35 protein-coding genes and 1 pseudogene are annotated in these 25087 nt (G+C 51.8%); all 36 read right to left on the reverse strand.

Features of this window, described 5'->3' with window-relative positions:
• Positions 1 to 476: pseudogene (locus HII27_RS27300) on the reverse strand (phage tail protein); the annotation flags it as partial.
• A gap of 11 nt (positions 477 to 487) precedes the next feature.
• The gene (locus tag HII27_RS25170) at positions 488 to 1069 is read right to left on the reverse strand and encodes a YmfQ family protein (protein ID WP_185670031.1); all 582 of its coding nucleotides are present in this window, start codon (positions 1067 to 1069) and stop codon (positions 488 to 490) included.
• Entirely contained in the window at positions 1060 to 2118 is a 1059-nt protein-coding gene (locus HII27_RS25175; protein WP_185670032.1) for a baseplate J/gp47 family protein, read from the reverse strand. Before HII27_RS25175 ends, HII27_RS25170 begins: the two co-directional genes overlap by 10 nt.
• Complete coding sequence (locus HII27_RS25180) at positions 2105 to 2530, reverse strand: phage GP46 family protein (RefSeq protein WP_185670033.1); 426 nt, start codon at positions 2528 to 2530, stop codon at positions 2105 to 2107. The genes HII27_RS25175 and HII27_RS25180 overlap by 14 nt, the downstream gene beginning before the upstream one ends.
• Positions 2530 to 3078, reverse strand: a complete 549-nt coding sequence (locus tag HII27_RS25185; protein ID WP_185670034.1) for a phage baseplate assembly protein V — start codon at positions 3076 to 3078, stop codon at positions 2530 to 2532. Before HII27_RS25185 ends, HII27_RS25180 begins: the two co-directional genes overlap by 1 nt.
• Positions 3078 to 4157: a phage baseplate assembly protein gene (locus HII27_RS25190; protein ID WP_185670035.1), complete on the reverse strand. Its 1080-nt coding sequence runs from the start codon at positions 4155 to 4157 to the stop codon at positions 3078 to 3080. Before HII27_RS25190 ends, HII27_RS25185 begins: the two co-directional genes overlap by 1 nt.
• Positions 4154 to 5455, reverse strand: coding sequence for a DNA circularization protein (locus HII27_RS25195; protein WP_185670036.1), 1302 nt, complete (start codon positions 5453 to 5455; stop codon positions 4154 to 4156). The genes HII27_RS25190 and HII27_RS25195 overlap by 4 nt, the downstream gene beginning before the upstream one ends.
• A 55-nt stretch (positions 5456 to 5510) precedes the next feature.
• The gene (locus tag HII27_RS25200) at positions 5511 to 6014 is read right to left on the reverse strand and encodes a hypothetical protein (RefSeq protein WP_223883299.1); all 504 of its coding nucleotides are present in this window, start codon (positions 6012 to 6014) and stop codon (positions 5511 to 5513) included.
• A gap of 58 nt (positions 6015 to 6072) precedes the next feature.
• Positions 6073 to 7860, reverse strand: coding sequence for a phage tail tape measure protein (locus HII27_RS25205; RefSeq protein ID WP_185670037.1), 1788 nt, complete (start codon positions 7858 to 7860; stop codon positions 6073 to 6075).
• A complete protein-coding gene (locus tag HII27_RS27460) occupies positions 7853 to 8035 on the reverse strand; it encodes a hypothetical protein (RefSeq protein ID WP_317983869.1) in 183 nt (60 codons plus the stop codon). The genes HII27_RS25205 and HII27_RS27460 overlap by 8 nt, the downstream gene beginning before the upstream one ends.
• The gene (locus HII27_RS25210; RefSeq protein ID WP_185670038.1) at positions 8002 to 8271 is read right to left on the reverse strand and encodes a phage tail assembly protein; all 270 of its coding nucleotides are present in this window, start codon (positions 8269 to 8271) and stop codon (positions 8002 to 8004) included. The genes HII27_RS27460 and HII27_RS25210 overlap by 34 nt, the downstream gene beginning before the upstream one ends.
• Complete coding sequence (locus HII27_RS25215; RefSeq protein ID WP_185670039.1) at positions 8271 to 8627, reverse strand: phage tail tube protein; 357 nt, start codon at positions 8625 to 8627, stop codon at positions 8271 to 8273. The genes HII27_RS25210 and HII27_RS25215 overlap by 1 nt, the downstream gene beginning before the upstream one ends.
• A complete protein-coding gene (locus HII27_RS25220; RefSeq protein WP_185670040.1) occupies positions 8627 to 10126 on the reverse strand; it encodes a phage tail sheath subtilisin-like domain-containing protein in 1500 nt (499 codons plus the stop codon). Before HII27_RS25220 ends, HII27_RS25215 begins: the two co-directional genes overlap by 1 nt.
• Positions 10116 to 10292, reverse strand: a complete 177-nt coding sequence (locus HII27_RS25225) for a DUF2635 domain-containing protein (RefSeq protein ID WP_185670041.1) — start codon at positions 10290 to 10292, stop codon at positions 10116 to 10118. The genes HII27_RS25220 and HII27_RS25225 overlap by 11 nt, the downstream gene beginning before the upstream one ends.
• Positions 10293 to 10300: 8 nt before the next feature.
• Positions 10301 to 10861 carry a phage tail terminator protein gene (locus tag HII27_RS25230; RefSeq protein WP_185670042.1) on the reverse strand — a complete coding sequence of 187 codons (561 nt, stop codon included), beginning with the start codon at positions 10859 to 10861 and terminating at the stop codon, positions 10301 to 10303.
• On the reverse strand, positions 10861 to 11364 hold the full coding sequence (locus HII27_RS25235; RefSeq protein ID WP_185670043.1) for a hypothetical protein: 504 nt from the start codon (positions 11362 to 11364) through the stop codon (positions 10861 to 10863). The genes HII27_RS25230 and HII27_RS25235 overlap by 1 nt, the downstream gene beginning before the upstream one ends.
• Complete coding sequence (locus tag HII27_RS25240) at positions 11339 to 11752, reverse strand: phage head closure protein (protein WP_185670044.1); 414 nt, start codon at positions 11750 to 11752, stop codon at positions 11339 to 11341. The genes HII27_RS25235 and HII27_RS25240 overlap by 26 nt, the downstream gene beginning before the upstream one ends.
• A complete protein-coding gene (locus HII27_RS25245) occupies positions 11749 to 12072 on the reverse strand; it encodes a head-tail connector protein (protein WP_185670045.1) in 324 nt (107 codons plus the stop codon). The genes HII27_RS25240 and HII27_RS25245 overlap by 4 nt, the downstream gene beginning before the upstream one ends.
• A gap of 80 nt (positions 12073 to 12152) precedes the next feature.
• Complete coding sequence (locus HII27_RS25250; protein ID WP_185670046.1) at positions 12153 to 13370, reverse strand: phage major capsid protein; 1218 nt, start codon at positions 13368 to 13370, stop codon at positions 12153 to 12155.
• A gap of 9 nt (positions 13371 to 13379) precedes the next feature.
• Complete coding sequence (locus HII27_RS25255) at positions 13380 to 13979, reverse strand: HK97 family phage prohead protease (RefSeq protein ID WP_185670047.1); 600 nt, start codon at positions 13977 to 13979, stop codon at positions 13380 to 13382.
• Positions 13972 to 15198, reverse strand: coding sequence for a phage portal protein (locus HII27_RS25260; RefSeq protein ID WP_185670048.1), 1227 nt, complete (start codon positions 15196 to 15198; stop codon positions 13972 to 13974). The genes HII27_RS25255 and HII27_RS25260 overlap by 8 nt, the downstream gene beginning before the upstream one ends.
• Complete coding sequence (locus tag HII27_RS25265) at positions 15188 to 15349, reverse strand: hypothetical protein (RefSeq protein WP_182411081.1); 162 nt, start codon at positions 15347 to 15349, stop codon at positions 15188 to 15190. The genes HII27_RS25260 and HII27_RS25265 overlap by 11 nt, the downstream gene beginning before the upstream one ends.
• Positions 15346 to 17079, reverse strand: a complete 1734-nt coding sequence (locus tag HII27_RS25270) for a terminase large subunit (protein ID WP_185670049.1) — start codon at positions 17077 to 17079, stop codon at positions 15346 to 15348. Before HII27_RS25270 ends, HII27_RS25265 begins: the two co-directional genes overlap by 4 nt.
• Positions 17076 to 17576 carry a phage terminase small subunit P27 family gene (locus tag HII27_RS25275; RefSeq protein WP_074477539.1) on the reverse strand — a complete coding sequence of 167 codons (501 nt, stop codon included), beginning with the start codon at positions 17574 to 17576 and terminating at the stop codon, positions 17076 to 17078. Before HII27_RS25275 ends, HII27_RS25270 begins: the two co-directional genes overlap by 4 nt.
• A 126-nt stretch (positions 17577 to 17702) precedes the next feature.
• A complete protein-coding gene (locus HII27_RS25280; RefSeq protein WP_185670050.1) occupies positions 17703 to 18053 on the reverse strand; it encodes an HNH endonuclease in 351 nt (116 codons plus the stop codon).
• Positions 18054 to 18582: 529 nt separating this feature from the next.
• Entirely contained in the window at positions 18583 to 18762 is a 180-nt protein-coding gene (locus tag HII27_RS25285) for a hypothetical protein (RefSeq protein WP_185670051.1), read from the reverse strand.
• A complete protein-coding gene (locus tag HII27_RS25290) occupies positions 18713 to 18988 on the reverse strand; it encodes a hypothetical protein (protein WP_185670052.1) in 276 nt (91 codons plus the stop codon). Before HII27_RS25290 ends, HII27_RS25285 begins: the two co-directional genes overlap by 50 nt.
• A complete protein-coding gene (locus HII27_RS25295; RefSeq protein WP_185670053.1) occupies positions 18985 to 19527 on the reverse strand; it encodes a glycoside hydrolase family 108 protein in 543 nt (180 codons plus the stop codon). The genes HII27_RS25290 and HII27_RS25295 overlap by 4 nt, the downstream gene beginning before the upstream one ends.
• On the reverse strand, positions 19527 to 19808 hold the full coding sequence (locus HII27_RS25300) for a phage holin family protein (RefSeq protein ID WP_185670054.1): 282 nt from the start codon (positions 19806 to 19808) through the stop codon (positions 19527 to 19529). Before HII27_RS25300 ends, HII27_RS25295 begins: the two co-directional genes overlap by 1 nt.
• Positions 19795 to 20181, reverse strand: a complete 387-nt coding sequence (locus tag HII27_RS25305; protein WP_185670055.1) for a phage holin family protein — start codon at positions 20179 to 20181, stop codon at positions 19795 to 19797. Before HII27_RS25305 ends, HII27_RS25300 begins: the two co-directional genes overlap by 14 nt.
• Positions 20182 to 20339: 158 nt before the next feature.
• Entirely contained in the window at positions 20340 to 20918 is a 579-nt protein-coding gene (locus HII27_RS25310) for a DUF1133 family protein (RefSeq protein WP_185670056.1), read from the reverse strand.
• Positions 20915 to 21568 (reverse strand): MT-A70 family methyltransferase, encoded by a 654-nt coding sequence (locus HII27_RS25315; RefSeq protein ID WP_185670057.1) that lies wholly within the window; start codon positions 21566 to 21568, stop codon positions 20915 to 20917. The genes HII27_RS25310 and HII27_RS25315 overlap by 4 nt, the downstream gene beginning before the upstream one ends.
• Entirely contained in the window at positions 21565 to 22182 is a 618-nt protein-coding gene (locus tag HII27_RS25320; protein ID WP_185670058.1) for a recombination protein NinG, read from the reverse strand. The genes HII27_RS25315 and HII27_RS25320 overlap by 4 nt, the downstream gene beginning before the upstream one ends.
• On the reverse strand, positions 22179 to 23150 hold the full coding sequence (locus HII27_RS25325; protein WP_185670070.1) for a DUF7146 domain-containing protein: 972 nt from the start codon (positions 23148 to 23150) through the stop codon (positions 22179 to 22181). The genes HII27_RS25320 and HII27_RS25325 overlap by 4 nt, the downstream gene beginning before the upstream one ends.
• A gap of 8 nt (positions 23151 to 23158) precedes the next feature.
• Positions 23159 to 24688, reverse strand: coding sequence for a DEAD/DEAH box helicase (locus tag HII27_RS25330; RefSeq protein ID WP_185670059.1), 1530 nt, complete (start codon positions 24686 to 24688; stop codon positions 23159 to 23161).
• A complete protein-coding gene (locus HII27_RS25335) occupies positions 24681 to 24956 on the reverse strand; it encodes an NUMOD4 domain-containing protein (RefSeq protein ID WP_185670060.1) in 276 nt (91 codons plus the stop codon). The genes HII27_RS25330 and HII27_RS25335 overlap by 8 nt, the downstream gene beginning before the upstream one ends.
• Positions 24957 to 25087 lie beyond the last annotated feature (131 nt).

Here is a 25087-nt window from a genome sequence, read left to right on the forward strand (position 1 = left end):
CAAGGAAATGACGACATATCTGGGATTTGACCAGCTCCGGTACCAACATCTTTTGATGCTGCCGTTCCGAATGTTGGCAAACTTCCTAAACCAAGCTTTGAGAGAACACCTGCAGCATCAGATTGTGCCAGGATTTCGCGGGCAAAAGCGGTAAGGTCAGCTAAGGCTGCAGCTTTCGGGCCAGTAAAATAAGGGAGTTTGTTAGCGGCACCCACCAGAGAGGCAAGCGCTCCCATTGAATCGGTGTTTGCAGCAAACAGCAGCTTCAACGCCTTGAGAACCTGACCACGATCCGCTTTATCCAGGGTTAAGCCGCCAGCTTCCACCAGTCCGGCGATTTCCTCCTGAATGGAATCAAAGTAATCATCATCAAGGTCCGTCGCCGGAACGCCTGTTTGCGGGTTACCACGGGTAAAACCATTCTTTCCCGCGCCGAATTTATCTTTCTGCGCAGTTGGTGTGTCAATGCGATGCATAATGTCTCCGATTACGGATATTTGAATACGACGTAGGTATGGGACGGGCAGAGCTTATTGATAACGCATTCAGCTACCGTGTCGCCCCAGTAACGGATAGGGGATGCGCAATCATCTGTGCAGGTCATCCACGTTGCATCAGTGGTTACTGGCATGTTCACCTGCCAGTAATAACGCCACTCAGTGGAGTACACAGCATCGGTACAGGATGATGTGCATTTGAAGGGGCCCTGATTGTAGCGTGTTATTGTTGCGCCAGATTTACCGAGTGCAGCCAGTTGATTAAGGTAAAAACCTTCGTTGATACCACCAACGAGGTTTACTTTTGCATCCAGCCGCTGCTGTCGCTGGCGTAATGTTTGCGTTCCGGCAGGAATGCATTCATCCGGAAGTCCGCAACACCGCTCCCAGCGATTGATAAGCTCAGAGGTTGTTCTGGGGTCGAGTTCCAACATGAGATCGTCAGCCCGTTGATGAACTCGAAGCAACGAAGGTGCCGCCCCTTTTATCGCAACATCATCTGAAGACCAGGCGGGTCCAGGTGGCAGGAGCGCGGCCAGCAACTGGACATAATCATCTACGCTTACGCCCATGTGATGATCCCCATGACTGCCAGTTCATTCTTCGCTATCGGCGTATCTGCAGTAGGAAAAATCAACGTGTGGCTGTGCTCTCCTGCCGCAATAGAGATTGCTTCGTTGATGCGCGATAACTCAAGTGTTCCTTCTGGATAGCCGTCGCGCTGCAGGAATGAAAGCAACTCAGCCTTCACCGCTGCGCGGGTCGATTCGTTATCCGGGTTCAAATCAATAGTGAAATCGACGACCTTTTTCGTTGCCGTGAACAGATACAAATCCGAACCAGCTACAGGAGCAAGAGGTTCAATATGTGCCTGAGCTGCAGCGATGGTCGTATCATCCAGAGTAGGGTCAATAAGGTCACTGTTGGCGACCATAACACCTACGGTGCCCGTTCCCATCCAGTGCCTGTATGTCCAGGCGCGGGTGATACCAGCGACCTCTTTTGCCCAGATGACATAATCACCGTCAGCACCACCCTGCGGGGTCCAGTAGTAACGTTCCAGTACGCGTGAACGCCATTCTTCAATGTCTTCGATATCAAACCCGCCAGTTACGGTATCAGCCAGGCCGCCAGATGGAAGGCCGTTCACTGGCGTAACGAGAGATAACGAAACCCCATCATCTGTATTCCCCGTTGAACCGGCGACACTACATGCGATCGGAGCTCGAAGAACGCCACCTGCACTGGTTGCATTAGCAAGAACGGTGTACTGCACCAGATCGTCACGCTGAATGACAGCGCCTGCACTCACAGTGAGATTGTCCGATACACCATCCCAGCGAATAAACCCTGAAGCAGCGACGGCCTGTTTCCGCGGGCAACGTTTCATTCCCGCATGGCGGTACAACCAATCCTCGTCGCACAGATCGGGTAACATGTTTCGCGCCAGGTAATCGATATAGCCGTAGACCGTATGCAGTGCCCCCGCATATACCTTCGCCCTGACATCCTCATCCATCCGACGTAATTCATCGTTGAGGTCGAGAAGAGCGAAAAGGTCGGTGCGGATCATGCTGATGTTTTCGGCCAGCGTAGGCCGCTGAAATTCACTGTCCGCCATTGGTGATCACGCTCCATAAATCGTTAAAAGAAATGATTACTGGGCCATCACGCCGCCAGAGCACAATCTGATTGCTCAGTTCGTTGATGCCCGTTCGCTGAATATCGATATCAATGCGCGAAACCACGCCGTCATCCAGCATCCACTGGAGCGCATCACGGAGATAGGTGCGCACCGTGTTAACCAGAGCGTTTGTCAGTTTGCTACGTTGCAGGAGCCATAATTTTGAGCCGTAGCGGTCATTCGCCACTGCTGGCCAGGTGTCGCCCCACCATCCCATAGGAACATCAGCATTATCATCAGGGTCTGCGCGGCGATGAGTGAAGAGAGAAATCACTACGGCGCGCGTCAGTGGGTCGAGCTGAGAACTGGCGTTAACCCGCGTTCCGTTAACTGTCAGCCAGAGTTCCATCACGCCTCCATTTGTTTATCGGGGGCATCGGTGTTATTGCCCTGCCCGTTTTCTTTGTGCTTGTGTCCGTTGTATGAGATACGCATTGCTGACATTGTCAGGCCGCCAGAATCGCAGAGGTCTTTGATCTGACCCGTTGATTCAATATCCATTTCAAAGCGGGCTTTGGGGGCATTTTTGAACGTAATGATTTTCCCGCCACCATCAACAACGATGCCGGCGCGTGTCAGCGTGACTGACTGCCCCTGGTCATCGTAGAGAGCGACTTCCCCAGTCTTAAGTCCCTTTAATCGGTAGCGACGGTCAGACACTGTGATAGCAATCGCGTGGGAACGATCACCGTCGGGAAACAGCACAACAGCCTCAGCACCCGCTTTGGGACGAGAAGTGAAGCCATAAGATTCAAGATGCTCGATGCCCGCCTTTTGCTGTCCAGCCAGTAACTCAACATCTATCATCTGGCACTTAGAGGCCGCGTTAATACTCTTCACTACAGCGCGGCCTATAAGTCCCAGCACCTGCCTCTGCAGGCTTTGCATCACGCCCATCAGAACGGGTCCTCTTTGACTTTGCGTTTTTTACCACGCTTCTTGCTGTCCTCTTCAGGCTCAGGCAGGTAGGCATCAGGCGGACCGACACGTAACTCGGTAATCGTGCCATTGTTGTCTTTAGTGAATGACACTTCAGAAATGAGCAGTTCGCGGTTATTGAACCCGCAAATGGGGTCGTAAACGATAACTCGCTGGTTAGGTTGCCATAGTGTGCCGTCACCCTGCCGCCAGCCCCACACCGTGTATGTGGTTTCATCGGTTCTGGCTGCGCGCTGGCGCGCCTCGAATTCAGCTCGCGCAATGCAACTGGCTCCTGTTGACTGTCCCGTCTGCTGCACAGCCATCGGGCGATAGCGTCCGATTGATGCATCGGTTGTTTTTGCGCGAAGAGCCGTTGTTGTCGCAGCGCCAAAATCATCATCGTTTCCGGCGCGCTGACCAGATACCTGATAAGTAGAAAAGCGCTCACGGATACTTTTCTCGGTATCGCAGGAAATAACGTTTTTACCAAACACCAGGGCGGTATGTGCTCGCGTGGTGCCAATGCCGCCGATAACAAGCCTGCCGCGAGGGTCGTCGTAGGCCAAAGCCTGCTGTTGTCCAAGCATCTTGTTGATAACTTCAATAACCGTTTCACCGTGATCGGGTTGCACACCGGGAATAGCACCACCCGGAGCACCCGCGTTTACCACCGTAATACCGAAAGGTCTGGCAAGCGCCGAGGCTACCTGAACGAGTGATTGTCCATTGAATTGAGTCGGCTCAGCAGCACAATCAATCAGATCGGCGGTAAGGCTGCGCCCACTAATTCCGACACTAATTGAACGCGCATCATAGCGAACCGGCGTTGCTTCTACCCAACCGGTAACCACCAGGTCATCACCGATGAGAACCTCAACTTTATCGCCGTTTTTAACCCGAGGCTGAAGTGATGCAACACCATCACCACCGGGCCACTGCCGGGTGATCTCTACGCTAAAATCGCGCGCCAGGCGCTCAATACCGGAACCGATCCGAATTGAAGTCCAGCCTCCCCACTCACGACCGTTTACACGAAGAGTTACGTTATCGTTCATCTGACAGGTACCCTCAGTGGAGATACCGGCACAAAGCCGGGGTGAGCCACAGCATTACGTCTGACAATGTCAGATTCACGTGCAGCGTTATCAAACCAGGTTGCAGCCAGAACAAGCGCTGGCATCACCTCATCCGGGGTTCTGATCACTGTTTTCTGGGTCTGAGCCAGGCGGTTTTTTATGTCGTTATTCAGGTCTGACTTCACGCGGCGCAATGCCAGAAAGAGACTGTCATCTGTCGTACGAGATAATTCTTTCTCAATGGCTGTATTCAATGTGTCTCGGATATCGACCAAATCATCCCATGTAGGCAAATCAATAGTTGCTGTATCATCCATCGCATTGTTGAGCTCGGGGTGAACAACTGATGGCCAACCCGTAGGCTGTTGCACTTGCTCGGTAGGGTTTGATGTCGATGATGGCAAGGTCGTAACGGCATAGACGGCTTCGCTGATGGCTGTTGTCCGCACAGCGCTTGCGACATAATTACCCTGTTCCTTGCTACTCTGCGTAGTTTTGCTGTCAGTTTTCCAGATACCACGAGGTGCCATATCCGATCCCAGGGTAATGCCAGCAAACCCCTTAATCATTTTCATAACATCGGATGCATTCCCGGAAAGCCGGTTGGCAGTGCGCCATACTTTTTGAATGGCTTCTACGTATCCTTTCCCCGATGATGGGGGTGGCAGTAAAACAGAAATATCACCCTGCATAAGCCTTGCCGCATCTGCAACGTAACTGTCTACCATAGCCATTGAGTCAGATACAAAATCCAGGATTCCGGTGGCTCGCTCAAGTACATCCCCCTGAACAAAGTCAGCCATACCGTCCATGCCGAATTTTTCAAAATTATCGCTAATGCAGTCATCAAGAGCAGAGCAGGAAGAAACCAGCGTGTTGGCCGTTGCGGCCCCAGAAGTCGGATAAGTAAGTTCACCAGCCTCAACGAAGCGCAGATCAAAGCGCACCATGCGCCCTTCACTGCTCGATGAGCTCACGTTAATTTCGCCGTCGACGCAGACGCTCATTTCACCATATGCGGGATGGATTAGTGTCCCGGGCCCTGGCTTATTGAGTGCCTCAATCAGTCTGTCACGTTGCTCATAACAATCATCACCGATGACATACGCCGAAAACTTAGGCCGGGATGTTGCTTTACCGAGGTCTTCCGTATACGGCTTATCCCGGTTCACAAATTCGTGTGTTTCGACACGACGCCCAGCGGTTAGGCTCTCATCTTCAGTTTTGAATGGAACGCCACGAAATGATGCGTCCACCAGCCGATCTCTCCACGCCATATAAACTCCGGGCATAAAAAAACCCGCCGAAGCGGGTGTATATTTTTGAATTTAACTATTCATTGTAAAGTACATCAACAGAATAGATATCACCGGACTTTAAAAACCTTGAATGTGTCTTACCATCAAATGACTCGAAAGAATTAACGCTGGAGAATTTATTTAACTTATTCTCAAAAATTGACTCATTTACTCCAGTCAAATGTTTAAAGGCACGAGATGCAAGGACCTCATTGGTAAGAGATACTGTGTTTTTATTGTCTTTATAAAACCAAATTTTTACTTCTTTTGAACACGACGGTTCAGAAATTGTTAAATAAAATTGAGGCTCATATTTTTCATCAGCATCATCAGAAAGTAACTCATCAGTTGATAGTTCATTCCTGAATTTATATTGTTTTTTTACAGCCCCATCATCCTTAATAGTCTCAACTGATTTAGGCTTCACCCCAATAGCAGTTATAAGATCAGACTCAACAAAATTTAATCGACATTGTTCTGCGATTGAACCAGATGACAGCAAGGAGGCCATTAAAAACATTGCTAAACGTATCATCATTACATTCCCTTTAAACGCTAGAAACGTGATAGTAGCCGATCCTTGCTGAAATCCCAACTTACCCACCCATGCCTACCCGACCGATTCTGGTGTATCCAACATCATGGTTAACATCAATGCCTGAAGTTTTAGTTCCAGTAACAGTCATGCCAGGAGGCGCATTTTTAAAATCTACAGTGACAGTGGCATCGGCACCTTTCTGCGATCTATTGATGGCATACTGATTGTACTCTTGGTACGGGGTACCAGAACCATACATTCCATATCCGCCAGCACCATATTGCGCCGCATTCATCGATGCGCTTGTGTCGCTAGCTCCGTCAGTAAACCACCCAATAATTGGCTTTAATTTTTCCCACATATCTTGGAACCACTTAACCACCGGTCCCCAGTTGTTAATAATGAGCCCTAGAGGAGTCCATCCGAATACTGTTTTGAGTAGCTCCCATCCCATTTCGAAATAAGGAGAGACTGTCTCCCAGAAGGATTTGAAGTATGGTCCAACAGCATCCCAGTTAGAGATAATCAAGCCTGCTGCCAGCGCTATCCCGGTAAGAATCATACCAAGCGGCGTCATTGATGCTAGTCTACTGGCGAGAGTAATTGCCTGCCCTACGCCCATAATTCCCAACTTAAGCACAGCAAGTCCAGCAGCTAGGCCAGCCACACTACGAATAACTCTAGGGTTCTGGTCAGCAAAGGTAGTGAATCTTTCACCTAAGTCGCCAAGCCAGATCGTCAGATTTTTAGTGTCACCAGAAAATGCGCTTCCGATGGCAGCCAGTCCATTAGTTGCTGTGCCAGTCATCGCTTCCCAAAGGTTAGCGAGGGTTCCAAGCTGCGCTTCAACACGTTTATTGAGGCTGGCCTGCTGGTTCATTTTCTGTTGAATCTGGTCATAGCCGTCTTTGCCCTTATCTATAAGAGCATTCACAACTTGAATTGTTTCCGCATCCTCACCAAACAGGGCTTTTAACACCCCTGTTCGTTTAACATCAGTCAATTTTCTGAGTTTCGATAATTGCGTAAACATTTTATCAATGCCACCGAAACTACCTTTGCCGTCAGTAAAATCAAGATTCACGCCGAGCTTTTGACGTTGAAGTACTTTATTGACGCCGTTGACTTTCTTGATATCGAGGCCAGACTGGATAACTTTTCGAAGAGCGTTGCCTGCGGACTCGCCTTGCATCCCCATCTGGTCCATCATGACACTTATCGGAGCAAGTCCCTGAGCGGCTTTCAGTCCATCCTTATTAACCATTTTGAGAACTGAGCTGGTCTTGGTGAAAAACGACAACATGTTCGTATCATCCACCCCCAGATAGAATGCCTTCTGGATGGTATCGAATAACCCCATCATGTCATCTGAAGCGGTGCCTGTGGCGTCCTGCATTTTTGCGGCAAATTCTGCAGCTGCTTCAGGCGTCTTTTTGAGCTGTACAGCAAGATATGCAGTCGCTTTGCCTACCCCACCCAGAATGTTCTCAGCCGGAATCCCCTGGCGAACAAGCATCTGCATCATGTTCTGAAAATCAGCCGTCGTGCCTGGTAACTGATTCCCAAGTCCAACAGCCAGTTTGTTTATCTTTTCAAAGCTATTGCCGACTTCTCCGTTAGCCTGCATCATCGCGACCTTAAGCCCAGTAGCCGCGTTCTCCTGATCCGCGTAGGCTTTCAACGATACAGTCAATCCTGCAGCTAAACCACCAGCTAACGCCAATCCTCCCTTTGAAGCTTCCTCTGCCTGGCGCTTGAAACCACGGATGTTCTTCTGCATACGTGAAAGCGCAGGAGATAGTTTATCTACGCCAGTAATCAGGGCCTTGAGCTCAAATTCAGCCATTGCCTTTCTTCTCCTGCTCTATTCTGTTTGCCTGACTGACCAGCAGCGGAATCTCACTGATTGGCATTTTCAGCAATTCAAATGGGTTAATGCGCCAGTAGCTGGCGCAGTCAAAAAAACGATCAGTGAGATATTCGGCTGTCAGGCCTGGAGGAAAAAACCCGCAACCAGCCAACCTGCGCTATTCAGGTCGCCGGGTTTCATCTGGTCAACCGTACTCAGCGGTACGTTTGCCAGCCGCACAATATACTTCGCGATAATATGCGCCTGCAGTTTGATGGATTCGTCCTGATTCATCTGGTAGGGGTAACCAAGTTCACGAACGTCTTTACCCGTCGGTTCGTTAAACTCCAGGACGCTGATCGTTTCACCATGCGCGGTTACTGAATGCGTTAGCTCAAGTTCTTTCATTACTGGTAATCCCCTTCTTCACCGTGGAATTCAAGATCAGCCGTACCTTCTTCGGCATTATGGTTTGCTTCTCCATGTAGCCAGGCTGAGGACAGAACATAAACCTGACCGTTTGCCAGTTCGGCGGTAATGGTCATCTGGTCTGATGTAGTGACCTTGTTGACCGGAAAATCTTTCGGCACTTTGAACGTGCCTTTGATGTACGGCGCGCGGTGGGTTTCCTTACGATCCACCGAGCCGTCAAGGCCAATGACATCATCATTGACCGTCTTGTTCATCGGCACCTCAATGCCGCCTGTCATCGACAGCTGTAGGCCATCGACTTTAAAAAAACAGGTACCACCAATCTTCGCCATTATGCGGACTCCTCTTGATACTGAAGGCGGAACTGGTTAACGACCGCAAAGACGCGCAGCTGGTTAACATAGTCAGGCGGGAATAAAGTGTTGAGGCGGTTCGGGTCTGTAGCGTCACGCTCAACTATCAGGTATTGCTTGAACAGGTCGTAATTTTCAACGATCCCGGCGCGTTCCATTTGGCGGTAGGTTGCCAGAAGCTCACCTTTGATTACCGCCGGAGTAACAATCGCCTGGCCGGGGCCAAAACGGGTACCGTCGTTTGCCAGTTTATGGCGACCGTATTTGCTGGTAATGACCGACTTCAGCTTACGCAGCACGTATGCGCTGGTATGCAGCGTTTCGCTATCGAGATAGCTATTGTCCGCAACACCGTAGGCGTTTTTCTTGTACGTCGTAACGTCGCGCTGAATGCGCAGCGTCCCGCTTTCAACGTATGACGTTGCAATACCATGCGACAGCAGGGATTGCTGCTCAGTCATCGTGAAGCGTTTGCCCTTCGGCGCTGGCAGCATATCCACGAGTTCGCCCGTTTGCGTCGGGCGCGCCGGATCGTTCCGGATAAAGACGGCATTGCGCGCGGTACGGCTGGCTGCTAGTTCGTCTGCTGGGGTCTGAGTCTCTTTCTCGTAACCCGCCACAGTGATGTGCTGCTGGTTAAGCTGATCACCTGTGGCAACCAGCTCAGAGAGCGTTCCGAGTTTCGCGGTATAAACGTGGCCATACAGCTGGCGAGCGTAGCTCCAGCGACCACTGGTATCGTTCATTTCGCTGACAAATGCATTAACCGAGGCCAAATCATTGAACGGGTGGCCAATATAATCAAACGGCTCATCAGCCATAGCGGCAATAGCGCCATTGAGTGCCGGAGCCCCCGTTCCGGCAGCGCCAGCCACGACGGCTATTGCTACGCCTGCAGGCAACACTTCACCACCACCGTAACCGTAATAATTCAGAACGACAGGGATTTCATTCCCGCTCAGACCTTTGTGACGTGCTGTCAGCGTGACCACGCCAGCAGCAGACGAAGCGATAACCGGTAACGTAGGATCGGCATTGATTGCATCTTTAATGCTTGATGCCACAGCCTCAACGTCATCACCACTGACAACTGCCGCCTGAATGCGAGTTCGGCCAACATACAAATTTACAGTGCCGCTCGCTGTTGCGGCGCCTGTTACGGTCAGGGTGTACGTTGCCGCAGCCCCAGCCGCTGGCTCAGAGACAGCAATCACGTAAAGCTCACCGAAAGGATCGGTTTTGCGGTACGCTGCAACCATGCGCGCCAGCTGGCTGCCGGGGCCACAAATCTGCGTCGCATAATCAGCGGACGGCATCAGTACCAGTGAATCAGGCTCAATTGCCGCACCGGTGTTCGCATGGCCCAGTAGCAACGACGGCGCTGACTCCTGGCTTGTGTTTGCCGCCGAATTATCCATCTCAGCATAGAACAGCGGCACCAGCGTATTCGCTGGGGTAGTGCTGAAACTAACGGTCATTGGTTTCCACCTTTTTCGGTTTAATTTTGTTCACGCGCTTAATATCGCCAGCGGCTTCCCGGCGCAGCCAGTAGCTGCTTTCTTCAACATTTCGCCCTTCAACAGGCAGAAGGTCGCCTCGGGCAGGGTCATGTACTGACCGCCCTTTTTGGGGTTTTACAAACATGGGGTTCCTCAGGTGGGAAGCGTTATTTCGGTGTGATGCTCGGGTTCCCCATCGGGGCCATGTCCCGGGTCGATAAAATCAACATCGATAGCCAGCGTTTTGAATTCGTCCAGATTGTTAAGTTCATCAATCTGCCGCGTATCATCAATGCTGAGTTCGTTCTGCACTGTAAAGTCGAACTGGTAGCTGAGTTCGTGACGGTTAACATCGAGCAGCGTACCGCCAGCATAGGTTATGGGCTCACCTCGCTCTTCCGGGTTCCACCCCAGCAACGCCTTGAACAGCATCTGCCGCACGTCGTGAACCACGTCATAAGATGCAAAATGCCCACGCTCATCACGACCGTTGCTGACAAAAACGATTACGGAAAAACTTTCGGTCAAATCCTGCCAGTAGTCCGTCTGGCTTTTCTGTTCACCTGGTGAATCGTCACCGGGAACAACATAGGCCGCTGGCAGTTTCATCTTCCCGACTTCGGGTAAATCCTTAAACTGAGCGGCACCAGCAACACGATTTTCAAAAATGGGGCAGCGCGCACGTAGCGCAGCAATTATCGGGGCAAGTTTCATCAGCGCCGTCTCTCCGGTTTTAGTGATAAACGCAGTTCCCGCGCCAGATAATAGCGCGTCCATGGGCTGTTTTTATTGAGCGTTTCAATCATGAAGTTGTTACGCGGAGCCAGCCGCCAGCCACTGCCGCCGGAAGCACCGCGATGATGACTGCGACGACGTTTAGCCCCACCGCGTACACCGTAGAAAAGAAACGCCGGGTAGAAATCGCCGGTAATCAGTCTGTTGCCTTGCCCGTTGCGCTGGTTTGGCGCGATTCGGGCCATAAAACCGGGACGTCTAGCGCTCGCTTTAGGCACCATGTAACCGATGGATTTAGCCAGGCGGCCTGTCTGGTAGCCTGGGTTCTCGCCTGGTTCAGATCGACCGCGACGCATCACCAGGCGACGAGCATCACGCATATGACGCTGACCGATGGTGACAAAGGCACGACGAACGCGAGCGCGATTAAAGCGCATGTCATTCGGCTGCTGAAAATCAACGTGAAAAAAGGGTTCCGCCATTGGAATTACCTCCAGTATTTACCGGGAACTCACCCAACTCAGTGCATTCAAGAAGCAAATATCGACGCTTGCTATTCAGGTCACGCACTCGCTTAATCCGGTACACGAGATCATTCAGCACTACTTCAAAATCAGTAGTGATCCCCCTGCGCCAGCGAATGGTGATGTAATGCGTAATAACGTTATCGGTCTGGGCTGTCTCCTGGTAGGTAGTGGCGCTGGTTTGCACTACTTTTGCCCAGGCAGGAAACTGCACCGGATAAGTTGGCTCAATCCCCATGTCATCACTCGGAGAATCGACACGTTGCCGGATGCTCACCCGTTTATCGAGCTCGCCAGGGTCAGGGAGTAAGTAAGTTGCGCTGGTTTGCGCTTGTCGGAGTTTCATAACGGAATAAACCGGTACGGGCCAACGAGCCAGGTATAGGATTGCGGCATTTCTGTTTTTTCGACCTCAGAAACCGATGAGCGGTTCTCGTAAAAATGCGTTACGAGAAGCAGCATCCCAAGCTTGATATCGTCGGTTAAAATCAGGCCATCGGGATCATTATCTGAAACACCTGAATTTGCATCGTATAGCGTTCGATTCAGAAAGCTTTCTGTACGCTTCTTAACCGCACCGCCCAGAAGCGTCAACAGCTCATCTTCATCGTCGTAATCGTCCTCCAGGCGCAACTGACGTTTAATTTCTTCCAGTGTCAGAAGCATAAAACCTCCGTGCCCGTCAGATGACGGGCATAAAAAAACCGCTCTCGCGGCATCATATAAAACAGGATGAATAATTACGCTTAGGCCGGTTTACCCACCAGCGCCTTGATGGCTGCTGTATCTTCCAGCACACAATCGAAGCGGTGGAATGCCAGGAACGCCGTCTGATCGTATTCTGCATAACGCTCAACCAGTCGCTTCAGAGTCATATAGGAAACCCGGCGAACGATGAAGCGGTTAAAATCGCCCAGGAAAATAAACTTCTTGCTCGCTGCTGCCGCATCAATTGCCTGATCGATCACATATGGAATACCCAGAACAGTCGCCGGGGAGCCACCAACAACATCAGGAAGCCACAATGGACGTTTCTGATCATCCACCATCTCTTCAATCACCTGAAGCGTTCCGTCGTTAAATGCCCAGCGGTATTTAGGTCCGCCGCGATATGCCGGATCAATCGCGTGTTTCAGGCTGTTCATTTCCTGCCAGGTAAATGTTGCCGCTGCCGCAGCAGAAACGGTACCGGTGACTGAAGCCGCAAGTCCCTTTGGCTGCAGCGGTGTGCCTGCGCCCGTACCCTGGACCAGATATTTAGCTTCGCCGCGACCAATACGCTGTGCAATTCGCCCCGCCAGGTATGCTTCAATATCTACGCCGCTGTCCTGCAGCAGTTCGTTAGAGACGCGGATGATTTTGGATGACAGCTTTTTGGCACCCAGAATCGCCGTACCGAACGTCACGTCACCTTCACTGGCCGCAGTGTTTTCAGCGAGCAGCTCGCCTTCTTCAGCGGTACCGTCGGAAGTGGACCAGGTAATATCCTGACCATTCGAGGTGTTGAGAATCTGAGAAACGCTCGCGATCCCGCCGTAAGCCTTCATTGAATCAATGATGGTGTTGCGCATCTGGGTAGGTACTGTATAGCCGCCCTTATCGTCAGGAGAGGTACCCTGTGCACGCAGCTCTTTAACGGCCTGCCGCTCTTCGGCTGTTAACTCACCAAAGCCGTGGCGCAGAAGACGGTCAAAAGCAGCAGCGCGGCGTTCGTCGGCTTGGGTCTCCGGGTTTTTCTGACGCTGGCGCTGTTCCGGTTCCTGATCATCAACAACGTTCTGATCTTGACGGCGCAGTTCTTCTTCACGGGAAATACGCTCATCAAGCGAATCCAGCTCAGATTTTGCAGCGTTCCACTGATTGCGCTGCTCATCGGTCCAGGTCGCATCGCCAATTTTATCGTGCAGAGCACGCATATCAGTGGCGATGGTGTTACGTTTTTGCTTCAGTTCGTGCAATTTCATGTTTTTTCCTTACGCGTTAAGAAGAGTCAGCAGGCGCTCGCGCGCCATTCGTTGATTAATGGCTTGCGCCAGCGCGCCGCTGTCGCGCGCTTCCTGCCAGGCTTTCATGGATCGGATGCCAGAATCAGCCTCCTGGTAGGCCGGATAGGTCACCGGACTAACGTCAAAGAGGCGTGAAAAACGATTAATTTCGCGAATAACAATACCTTCGTCGTCCTGATACCAGTTCTCACCGTCATGGGCGATCCGGAATGCAAACGACGACTGATTGATGTCACCGCGCATCATCGGAGCCAGGACCAGATCGCGGATAGTCTGAGTATCTGGAGCCGAAATATCATAGCGAAGACCTTTTTCATCTACGCTAACGCTCAACGTGCCGGAGGCACTGCGTCCGAGAATAAAGTTCGGGTCATGGTTAAATAACCCACGGATATCGTCGCCAAGCACGTCATCGAAAGCGCCTGGTTTGATAATTTCGCGGAATCCCCAGAGGGGTTCTGAGCGACTGTTAAACACCGAGCCGTAACCGATAATTCGCGTGGGCTGCTCGCCCTGCTGCTCGGCACGGACTTCACCGCTGTAACAGCGAGTCTCGCGATCACTCATCGGTTTTATCCTCTTCGGTTTTGGTTGTTTTGAAATCATTGGCCGGGTTAGCAGCGTTGACGCTGACCAGCATTTCATCCAGGCCATCGACAGGGTTCATATCCTCGAAAGCGCGTGCTTCGTTGCGGCTCATCCAGCCGTCAGTAATGGCGAAGTGATAGAACTGCGCACGCTCCTGCGGTGTGCCACGCAACAGGCCAGTAAGGTTAAAGCGGACGTAATACCCGGCAGCCAGCTCGGCGCGGGTAAACAGGCGTCGATTAAGCTCCTGCTCCCAGTTCGTCACCCAGGGCATCATTGAATAACGAACAAACTGAATAGCCTGCTGAGTAATGTTGCTGAAGGTGGCTTTTTCGAGATCGTTAATCATGTGCGCCGGTACGTTAAAAATTCCGGCAATCATGGAACGGTTGAGCTTTGACATATCGATAATCTGCGCATCGATCGGAGAAACTGTCAGCGCCTTATAGTCCAGGTCAGCAGGAAGCAGCATGGTTTTGTTTTCCTGGCTGCGTAACGCCTGCGACGCCTTCTGCCACTGTTCTTTAAGCCAGCCCCAGCTATCTTTATTGAGCGCGCTTTTAACGGACACGATCCCAGCAGGGCGAGCATTGCCGCTGAAGAAGCTTTCCGTGTACTTCTGCCCGCTCATACCCATGCCGATGGTTTCAGCGTGTTGCATAACTGGGCTGAGGCCCATTTTCTGGTTATTCCCCAGAGCACGAATGTGAATCATGTCCTCAGGGCTTATGGCAAATGCCCCCTCTTCGTTATACAGACCGTAGGTGTATCGGCCGCCAGTATTAATCAGTGTGGTTTCCCAGGGCATACAACAGTCAAGCCCGATGACCTCACCACGACGACTGCGTTTAACCCAGGTGTACCCGTTACCCCAGCCAAGAATGTGACGCTGTTTCAGCTCTCGCCATTTGTAGCTGGTTTGCCAGGTATTTGGTTCATCATGTACCAGGTAAAAGGCAGGATGATCCCGGGCAGGTTCAACTTTGCCGTTGTGTTTTCGCATGACGTGCAGCGGCATCTGGGCAAGGTTTGAGGACAGGACATAAATACAGGCGTATACCGCTGCCAGTTTCATGGCTGTTTCAGGGCTTACGTATACATCAGCGCTGAACAGTCCATCGGTGTCGACGGCTTCCCCTGTTATTGGTGTGGCCGGGTTCTCCAGTGATTCGCTTCTGAATAAGGCATCAAGCAGCACGCTTCCCCCTTCTGGCTATCGCCAGGGCACCCAGCAACATCAGGCCGCCCGAGAACATGAGCGCCGGGGCCAGACCAAAATGCAGGTAAACCCCGGACGTGAGCAGACCAAAACCGGCCAGCCCGATAACATCGGTAATAAGTGATTTCATAGAATTAAGAGATCGTCGTCCGGATCAAGGGATGAGAGGAAATCGCCAGGCTCTTTCAGCATTGCCCGTCCAATCGCCATGATTTCTGCTACTGCGCCATCGATTTTGTTTTCATTCTGCTCCTTGATTGGCTTCACCACATCGTCATTGCCCGGTAGGTATTTACCGACGACGTTGCTGATGCACCAACTCATAATCGGGTTGCCGTCGTGATGGAAGCGGCCTGACTCAATAGCGGCCTCTAGCTCCTTCATCGGATCAGACATATTGGTGTAGTTCTGGATGATAGTGACAGGGTTCAACCCCTCATCAGCCAGTTCATGGGAAAGGCCAGTTGCGCCAAATGGGTCAATCGGTGATTCAGTGACTGGGTTCAGTTTGTTTGCCGCTTTTGCCTCTTCGAGGATGTATCGGTAATCGACTTCTGCCCCGTCAGTCACAGTGAGCAAGCCCATTTCAACCCACTTCTGGAAACGTTCAGCCGTGCGACGGTCTTCGTTTTTTTCAACACTGAAAACCGTGTCATAAGGCACCCAGAAGCGAGGTGCAACACTGTAGTAATGTGTCTTACCGTCGATCTCCCTGGTGAACAACCGCGCCATACTGTTCATATCCAGCTTGCGCGCCAGGTCAAACGCCAGAATGCATGGCTGGCCTTCGAATTGTTCGAGGGTAAGCGTCTTGTCTTCACAGTTCTGCCAGGAAACCAGGTTGAAGAATGCGGCCCGAGCAGCAACCCATATGTTGAGATGCTTAGTTTTGAACACGCCAGCCTGGCGAGCATTATTGATAGCACGCTGTTGCTGGCTCAACAGAAAGTCGCGGTAGACTGAGACCCCCATATTCGGGTTGGCTTTCTCAAGCACCTTTGGATCAGTCCAGTCGTCACCCTCATCAACCGTATAGATCACGCCAAACAACTCGTCGTTCGGTACCGTGCCATTCAGCATTTCAATCACTTCACGTCGTTTGTCGTAGCACGGTCCTTCGATGTTGTAACCGGCTGTGGTGATCGCCCACATCAGCGGTTGTCGACGCGCTCCCATCCCCGTCAGCATAGTGGTGTAAAGCGAATCTGTAGGGTGTTCGTGATATTCGTCGACAATCGCACAATGCGGTGAAGCACCGTCGCCGGGATTGCCGATCAGCGGCTCAAAGCGGGCACCATCTTCCGGGCGGTTAAGATTTGATGCGTTTACCTCAATGCCGAACGCTTCCACCAGCAGCGGCGTACGCTTGCACATCAGGCGAGCTGGACGGAATACTTCCCACGCCTGCTTTTCCGTTGTCGCGCCAGAGTAAACCTCAGCACCGAACTCGTTATCACAGGTGAAACAGTACAGCGCCACACCAGCTGAAATCGCAGATTTGCCGTTCTTACGGGGAATCTCGGTATAGACCTCCCGAAAACGGCGAAGCTTCGTTCCCTTCTGTACCCAGCCAAAAGCACTGCACACGATAAAAAGTTGCCACGGCTCCAGGGTTATCGGCATTCTTTTGAACGCCCACTCTCCCTTTGTGTGCGGCAGCAATTGAATAAACTTTGCGGCCTTCTCCGCTGCATCCTTATCAAAGCGGTAGCGGAATTTCTTACTTTTCTCTGCGGCCATATCATCGATGTGACGCTGGCACGCCTGAATGACAAACTGACATGCCGGAATCTTTCCCCGCACTACGTTACGGGCGTACTGATTCGCGGCATTAACGTTGGGGTACGATTTCCGGCTCATGAGCTAATCATCTTAAGGAATGGGTTAGAGGCTTGTTTCTTTCCGGCCAAACCAACGAGCCTCTGACGGCTGCTTGGGTCAAGGCCAAGCATTGAACCGGTAGAACTCATCTCTGATTCCTGCTCTTTTTTGGCGGTGAGTTCGGGGTTCTTGATTTTACCGCCCATGGCCCCGGTAACTGAAAGACCTTCAACGGCGATATTTTTCACAGCCCTTCGCCAGAATTCATATGCGACACACCAGCGTTCCAGTACAGCCAGATCGGTAACGCATAAAAGTCCCTGGCCGCATAACTCCTTTGTAGTCAGTTCCCACATAATCGTTGCCAGCGGCAAGCCATCGTCTACATCGGAAAACCATTCTGGTGGCTCCACACCTTTAATCGGCGTGAATACCGGTTCATCTTTATTCAGGGCTCGCTTGCCGGGGTTTCCAGCCAGCTCCTTGCGCGCCGTTGGCTTAGGCCGACGCCCGGAACGCCCCGCCGTTCCAGCCATAAGCGATACTCCTGGTTAAATTTGATTTTTCGCGGGTAAAAAAATTCGAGGAGGCGGGCAGTCCGGAAGGCGCGCGGTCGCAGAGATTTGACCTCCCCCTCCCCTGAGCGATGGTGACATTGATTCTCACTTGAGCCGCTCACGCGCGGTCTTAGCGGCGTGACACGACCAGCACAGGCTTTCAAGGTTGCTGTCATCATCAGTGCCGCCATGAGCCTTAGCCTTAATGTGGTCCACACAGGAAGCCTGCTTTACAACCCCCTGACGAAGATGGTTCTGGCATAGGGCTTTGTCGCGCTTCAGTATGCGAGCGCGTATAGCATCCCACTTCGTCCCATATCCGCGCTGATGCCTCGATTGTCCTGATTTGTAGCCTTTCCATCCTTCGCCTTTGTGGGATTCACAGTAACCTGATGGGCTTGTAGTAGTGGAACGGCAGCCGCGAACACGGCAAGCTTTTGGTGTGCGCGGCGGCATAAATGCTCCAGTAAAAAACCGCCCGAAGGCGGCGAATATGTGGCTTTTACGTTTCAGAGAATTGGTGAGGATTTCATGTCGACCTCAATGTTTTCGACATACTTAATACAACACTCAGCCGCATCATCGACATCCAGAGCGCGAGTTAATACATACTCATCCTTGATCACAACCCAAAAGCCATCGGTGTTTTTCTTTGATATATCCGTATAGAACTCATTTTCGGATTGGTAAATCTCAAACTTATGTTCGCCAGCTATTGAGTTGGATATGGTAATTGTTTTCACTAAAGTGCATACGCGCATATTGCCCCCACCAATGTTGTTGAAGGCCTGAATTATACCATTATCAAGCCCACCCGTAGATGAGCTTTGTAATGGTAGGCTCTTATCTCAACGCAGCCCTTTACCGCGCGCCGGATGCTCGGTTAAAAGCATCGGCAATGAGATATTGAAACTGGCCGAAGGCCAGCAGCGTTCCTCATGTTGTCGACAGAGCCATATCGACAGTAGGATGAAAATCAGGTGCATTAATTCACCTTCTGGCAGTTAGCCTTCCACGATTTGTTGTGAGCCAGCACATCGCGCTTCGTTTGCTTATCCATGGCGCTAATATCGTGGTCGGTAAGATAAATAGGCTTAACCCAGTCACACGCCGTATCAACGACCACCGGGACGCTTCCACGATTCCCGCAGCTCGCGATCAACATCGTCATCAGGAAGATGATTAACAGTCTGCTGTACATTGCTGGCCTCTTTGGTTGCTTCAACCCGGCGCTCAGCAACTGCTCCAGTCGCTGCGGCGTGTTCTTCGGTGCGCTGCTGTTCGGCCTTTGCTTCTGCCTTGCGGGTACCGCGAATATGACCAAAGCCAAATGCGCCAGCGATAGCAGCTATCACCGCCACCGCCATACCAACAAACATTTCAAGAGTCATAGCGTCACCCGATCTTTCACCCATCCATACACGAATGACTCGTTAGCCGGGCGCTGTTCAGCTAATTCCAGATAACGCTGCCCCTGACTACAGTTCAGCGCGCGCAAAAGCACTGTCTCCCCCTCAGCTCCACGGCGTTCAAGGAATGACTTTAGTGCGCTGATGGTGCGCGGGCCGATCTGCCCGTCAGCCAGCAAGTCTGGGTATAACTGCTGCTGAATATTGAAAGCGTTCAGCCAGCGCTGGAACCATTTAACCTGGACCGATGGCCCCATGTTCACGCCGGTATCGCAGAGTTCGGCTGCGATGGCAGGGGAAACAACTGACACCTGGTCAAATCGTGGGCCATGCCAGTAATCAGCCTCGTAAATTTCCAATGCCCGCTGCCGGGTAAGTTGGCGCATATCTCCGGTATAACCATGAGCGCGGGCCGTTGTCTGAGTGATCCCCCAGTTAGTCGGTCCGCCTTTGTCGTCCGGATGATTAACGTAGCCGCCCTCTTTCCCGAGGATGGCATTGAAAATATCGTCTTTAGTCATTAGTGCCTCAGGTGATCAACAAGACGCGCTACGTTGCCTCTGACGGCAACCAGCACAGAAAGAAAAATGATGTTTGCCCCGATGGTTGCCAATGATGAATGCGGGTAAATCCCGCACAGGTAGGCAAACGGTACAGCGCTGTAGATAACAGTGAGCAACCATGCCAGACGCGAAATCCATGGCCGGTGACGGGAATCACCCCGGCGATAAAACATCAGGGTTACCACGACCCCGGCGCAAAGCAGCGCGTTGATGGTCGCTGATGGATCATTTAGTACCACCTGAACCTCCCCGGCGCGTTATCAGCGCCACCAGCGAGCCGACATCCTGATTGTTCAGGAACGTCAGGATTTTGACGGCTAATGCAGAAATGATTACGGCACCAATAGCATCCAGAGGTTTATCGCTATACCCCGTCCAGGCTGCAAGCTTCGCCCCCACCAGCCCGGAACAAATAATTCCAGCGATGTAAGAAACGACAAAATACGCCAGCCGGCGGAGTGAGCTCAGGTCGGAAGCCGTTGCTATATAGAACACAGCACCAGCAAACGCGCCAAACACCACACCGTAATCGGTGCCGGTTAGCATTCCATAGACGCTGGCTCCCGTCAGAACTCCACCAGCTAACCCGGTGCCAGAAACAGGATCAGACATAATCCCCCCATTGATATTGCTGTGAGTCCTCTCAGAAGCGAGGGGATATAAAAAAGGCCACCCGAAGGCAGCCTCTAAATGAAAAAACCCGCACTGATGGCGGGTTTATGTTTTGTTCTGTTGCTCAGTTCGCTTTACCGTCCCGAGCCTACCATAATTTAAGCACTTGCTGGCTCACTTTTCAAGTAAAACTTGCCGCTATTTGTGTCGAACGCGTCACAAAGTGGTGCGTAAAGCATCGATTCTGCAAGACTAACCCATGTGTCAATTCGACGGCGGCAGGTCATGAAGGTCCACTCAGGATGTTTTTGCTGTAACTCAGTGGCCATCTGGCGCTTGCTCTTACGCAGGCGATGTCGGTCCACGATCACCCCATAGAGAGAACCGTATTCATCGTTCATCAAAACGGAAGCTATGACACCGTCGATTTTTAAGCCTTCATCATCTGAGCAGAAGGCCAGGCCGCTTTTATTCTTCCCTTCAAGAATTTCCCTGAAGAATGCTTCCAGCTCGGGTTTACTGATACCTGCTTTCTTCATACGGCGTAGCGCTTCGTTGATTGCGGTCTTTGTGAACTGACCAGATACCAGCAACTGGTTAAACATGTTCCCACCAGAACCACCGCCGATGTACGACCAACGACCCCACATGCGTAACTTGCCTTGAACCCAGATACTTTCCAGCGTCCGAAGGCGAACCATTTCACCGCTTTTCCCGACTTCTGATGGATTAATCATTTAACGTACTCCCCATGGTTCACCTGTTTAATTTGTCCTGAAATCATTTCGACGCTGTTGTTGCACTCGTTTCCCCAGCGGTCCCATCCTTTCCACTCTTCCCGAGCAAATAATTCGATTCGTTTCACTTCGCCGTAAAGTTTCTCCAGTCGGTTCCGTACTTCCCACGGCTTGGCGCTGTGCTCGCCTAAGCAGGTATGTACAACCTGTTTTACCGATGCGCTGGCGCGTTGTAGGCCCGTTCCTCTGGTAGCAATAAGGACATCTTCTGTATTGCTTCGGGTATGGTTGCCGCCATTCATGCGGGTTTCGCTTTCCAGCATTTCTAACAGGTCGTTAAAGTCCACCAGCTCACCACCAGCCAGCGCCTTATCAAAACGTTTAGCGGCATGCTGGTTCAGCTTCACCCAGGTAAATCCCTTCATCGTTCGGACTTTAAATCCCCAGGACTCAGCGAGGGCCACAGCTTCACGGTTATGGGTGCCGGTATACCACATGGCCAGTACCGCATTCTCAGCAGCCAGCGACCACACTGGCAGACGTTTTAATTCCTCAATCCCCATGGTTCCGTAATGATTACAGGCAGCGCCGTTGCTGATGGTGTTCCCGTATTCCCAGGGTGGATCACAATAGATAAGGTCGTAGCTCATGCGGCCCTCTGCTTTTTCAGTTCGCGGGTTTTACGGCGGTAAGTAGCCGCTATCTCTTCAAGTTCTTCTCGTGAGTAGTGCTTCGCCTCGTGCGGCCCTTCCAGCCATTCCACCAGCTCGAGACCAAACCACTCGATGAGCGTCGCCCTGTAGCGTTCGTGTACCGTCTTGTTTTTGGCGGTAAAGCGACCAGCGCCACCGTTACAGGCCTTGCACTGACGGTATGCGTTCTTCTCTTCAAAACGCAGTTCCGGACGCGAGCCAACACTCAGGAAGTGCCCACAATCCCACTGACCGCCATAGATCATTGGTGGGTGATAGTTACCGCAGGATGGGCAAGGTTTCCCCTCGTCTCGTTCACGGATGAAAGCGTTAAACGCCGTTTGGGCTTTACTGACAAAGTACCCACGAGGCTGAAGCGCCTTCTTGCGAATCTTCAGGTTTGCTTTGCTCTCCTGTGCAGCCTTTTTAGCCTTCTGCGCACGGTTGTAATCAATGGCACAACGAGGACCACACACCTTCTGAAGGTTACGAGTAGGCGTGAAGGTTTTCCCACACTGAGCGCATACCTTCGGTTTGTAGGTTTTCACCTTCGCCTTTACCGGCTTTTTCATTGCTTCATCCCTCTGTGAAATACCCACTCGTAGACTTCGGAGCCATTGTTCAGCAGGTCGTTGAAATCCCCCTGGGCTGGCCAGCGGACGGAGACAGTCTCCAGATCGTTTTTTGCGTGGAGGTTTGCAGTTGCGCATTCAAAAGCAGCGGCATGACCTGCAGCGTTAGCGTCGGCATCTGCAAAAATAATGAGATTCTTCACCCCGGCAGGTACGCGGAACTTTTTCATGAAAGCCGTGTTCATCGTTGCCCAGGTGTTGCACTTGGTGATCTGATGGCAGGACAGTGCCGTTTCGATGCCTTCGGCAATGCCCAGCGTCGAGGCCACAGGGAACAAGCGGATTGCTACGGACTTGGCGTACTCGAGGTAGTTGTCTTCCTGCAGCTTCATCATCTTTTTAGCTGAGCCTTCGATTTTGGCCTTTTTATCCCCGTCAAGCAGAGTGCGGTGCAGGTAGCAAAGCTCGCCTTTGTCATCCGTAGCCAGCGCATAAATGGCCTGGAGGTTTTTCCCGTCTACGGGCTGTTTGTCGCAGTATCTGATGCTCTCAACCGGAAGAGAGTTAATCCCTCTCCCTTTCAGATAGCCTTCAGCATCGGTACCGCGTAACGGGGTGAGTTTTGCAAATTTCCGACTGACCTTTTCGCGCTGCTGCGCCAGCGATGTACGCGCCGGGTTTGTGGTGGTGCGGTCTGGGGTGTATTTGTTGCCGATCACCTCGTCCACCTCGGACGCCAGAACCCTGAACTCCTTCCCGGTTTTTGCCGTCAGCAGCGCCCAGCCGTCACCAGAACCACACACGCAGATATAAGACCCGGTGCCATCCTTGTCATCACAGCGGAATTTCCCTTTTCTTCCGCATACAGGGCACTCTTTCGGCCAGTGTTTTTTTCCCGTCACGCCGGGAAGACCAAAGTGTTTATAAATTTCTGCCCAGCGGCCTATTGCTGCTTCTTTGGTGCTCAGTCTGGTGTTCATGCCGCTTCTCCCTGGTTCTCTTTGCGTTTTGCAAATGCGATCAGTTTTGATTTGATGAAATTCGATACTTCAGGCGTGGTTTGCTGTGGGGTGTGGTGTAACCCCCGAGGCCATACGCCGAATTTTTGCTTATAGGTGTGAGCACACCAGCCATCACTAACAGGTCGTCCCTGCGCTGCGCGGGTGCGCTGATAGAAAAGAATTTGTGACCACCACGATTGCTTCTGCTCAGAGGTGTACTTAACTTCCGCTTTACTGACTTTTGTCAGCCCGCGGGTTTTGTCCGTTTCGACATCTTCCCCGGCCAGCGGCTTAAATCCGCATTTAGGGCAGATATAAATACCCGCTGGTTTAACGAAGTGGCACTGGCTGCATTCTTTCGGCAGCTTCTCCGCTTCATCAGCTTTTACGACACGCCGTGGAGCTTCTTCCATGCCGTCAGATGACGATGGGAGGCAGTCATATTCAATATCGTCGGGGTAGCCCAGCTTGTTGACCGTGCCGCTGTGATCGAAGATGAGGCAGTGTTCTTTGCCAGGGGCAGCGCGTAAGCCGCGACCGAGCGTCTGAATCCAGCGAATTTCACTTTTGGTCGGACGGGCAAAGATGATGCAGCGAACATCGCTGTCGAACCCGGCGACCAGCACACCGACATTCACGATTATTTTGGTAATGCCCTGTTCGAATCGTCGGATCACCAACTGGCGTTCTTCATGGGGTGTGCTTGCCGTCATGACTTCAACGGTTACCCCGGCGCGGGAAAACTCCATCGTGACGTAGTTCGCATGGGCTACATCAACACAGAAACAGATCGTTGGGCGGTCTTCCCCGTTCTCAAGCCAGTTCTTAACGATGTCGCCAACCAGCTTGGCTTCGCTCATGACTTTGCTGAGCTGGCCTTCTTTGTAGTCGCTGCCATAACCAGAGACGTATGACGTTTCGACTCCAGTCAGATCGGGGTGTGAGGGAGCATAAAACTCATACTTGCTCAGCGCCCCGATAGCGATCAGCTCTTTCATCGTCGTTGGTTTGATGAGGCGCTGGTAGTAATTGCCCAGGAATTTCGCGAACGGCGTACCGGAAAGACCGATCACTTTCGTTGCGGTGTTGCGCGTCAGATTGTCGATGACTTCCAGCAGCTTTTTACGTTTCAGGTGGGCTTCGTCGACAATCAGCAAATCGATGTTGTCAGGGAACTCCCGACGAATAAGCGTATCGGCGCTGGCAATCTGAATCAGCGCAGTCGGGTTGTATGACGGATGATCCCGCCAGACGTAACTGATCTCTTCGCCAGGAAGGCCGTATTCCATGAATCGCGCCGCTGTCTGGTCCAACAGAACGGTATACGGGGCCACAAACATTACGCGCATCTGACGACTGACAAAGCCGTCAGCAATCAGTGCAGCAATCGCCGTTTTCCCAAACCCAACCGGGGCATACAGCATGAATGAGTTATTTTTCTTCCAAGCGCCGCGCAGCATATTCAACGCAACGATCTGTTTTTCGCGGGGTTGGATGTTAAGCATTAGCTGATGCCTCCCCAAACGCCATGGCGACCAGGTCGGCAATCACAAATTTGGTGCGCTGGCGCTGAACTGACAACGTAACGGTTTTGGTTCCGTCTTTGCGCTCGCGGCCTTTCAGGAAGCCGCCGTGAATATGGCGAATAAAATATTCAGAATTGGCAAGACGTGGGATGCTGCGTACACGTCCCAGTGAACTCACTTCGTATGCTTTTGCGTAAAGCGCTACCGGCACTGGAGCCCATTTTTCGTTAACGTCTGAACAGTTCATCTTTCAACTCCTTTGGATGGCTAAACGTCTGGATTTCCAAGCGACGTTTTTAACCCCATGCAGTGATCTATCTGTTAGATCTGCTTCTTCTGGTAAAGCTGTTCCAGCCCTTCGGGCTAAACCCAACACCG

Origin of the sequence: Kluyvera sichuanensis (assembly GCF_014218705.1) — a bacterium.
Classification (GTDB): Bacteria; Pseudomonadota; Gammaproteobacteria; order Enterobacterales; family Enterobacteriaceae; genus Kluyvera; species Kluyvera sichuanensis.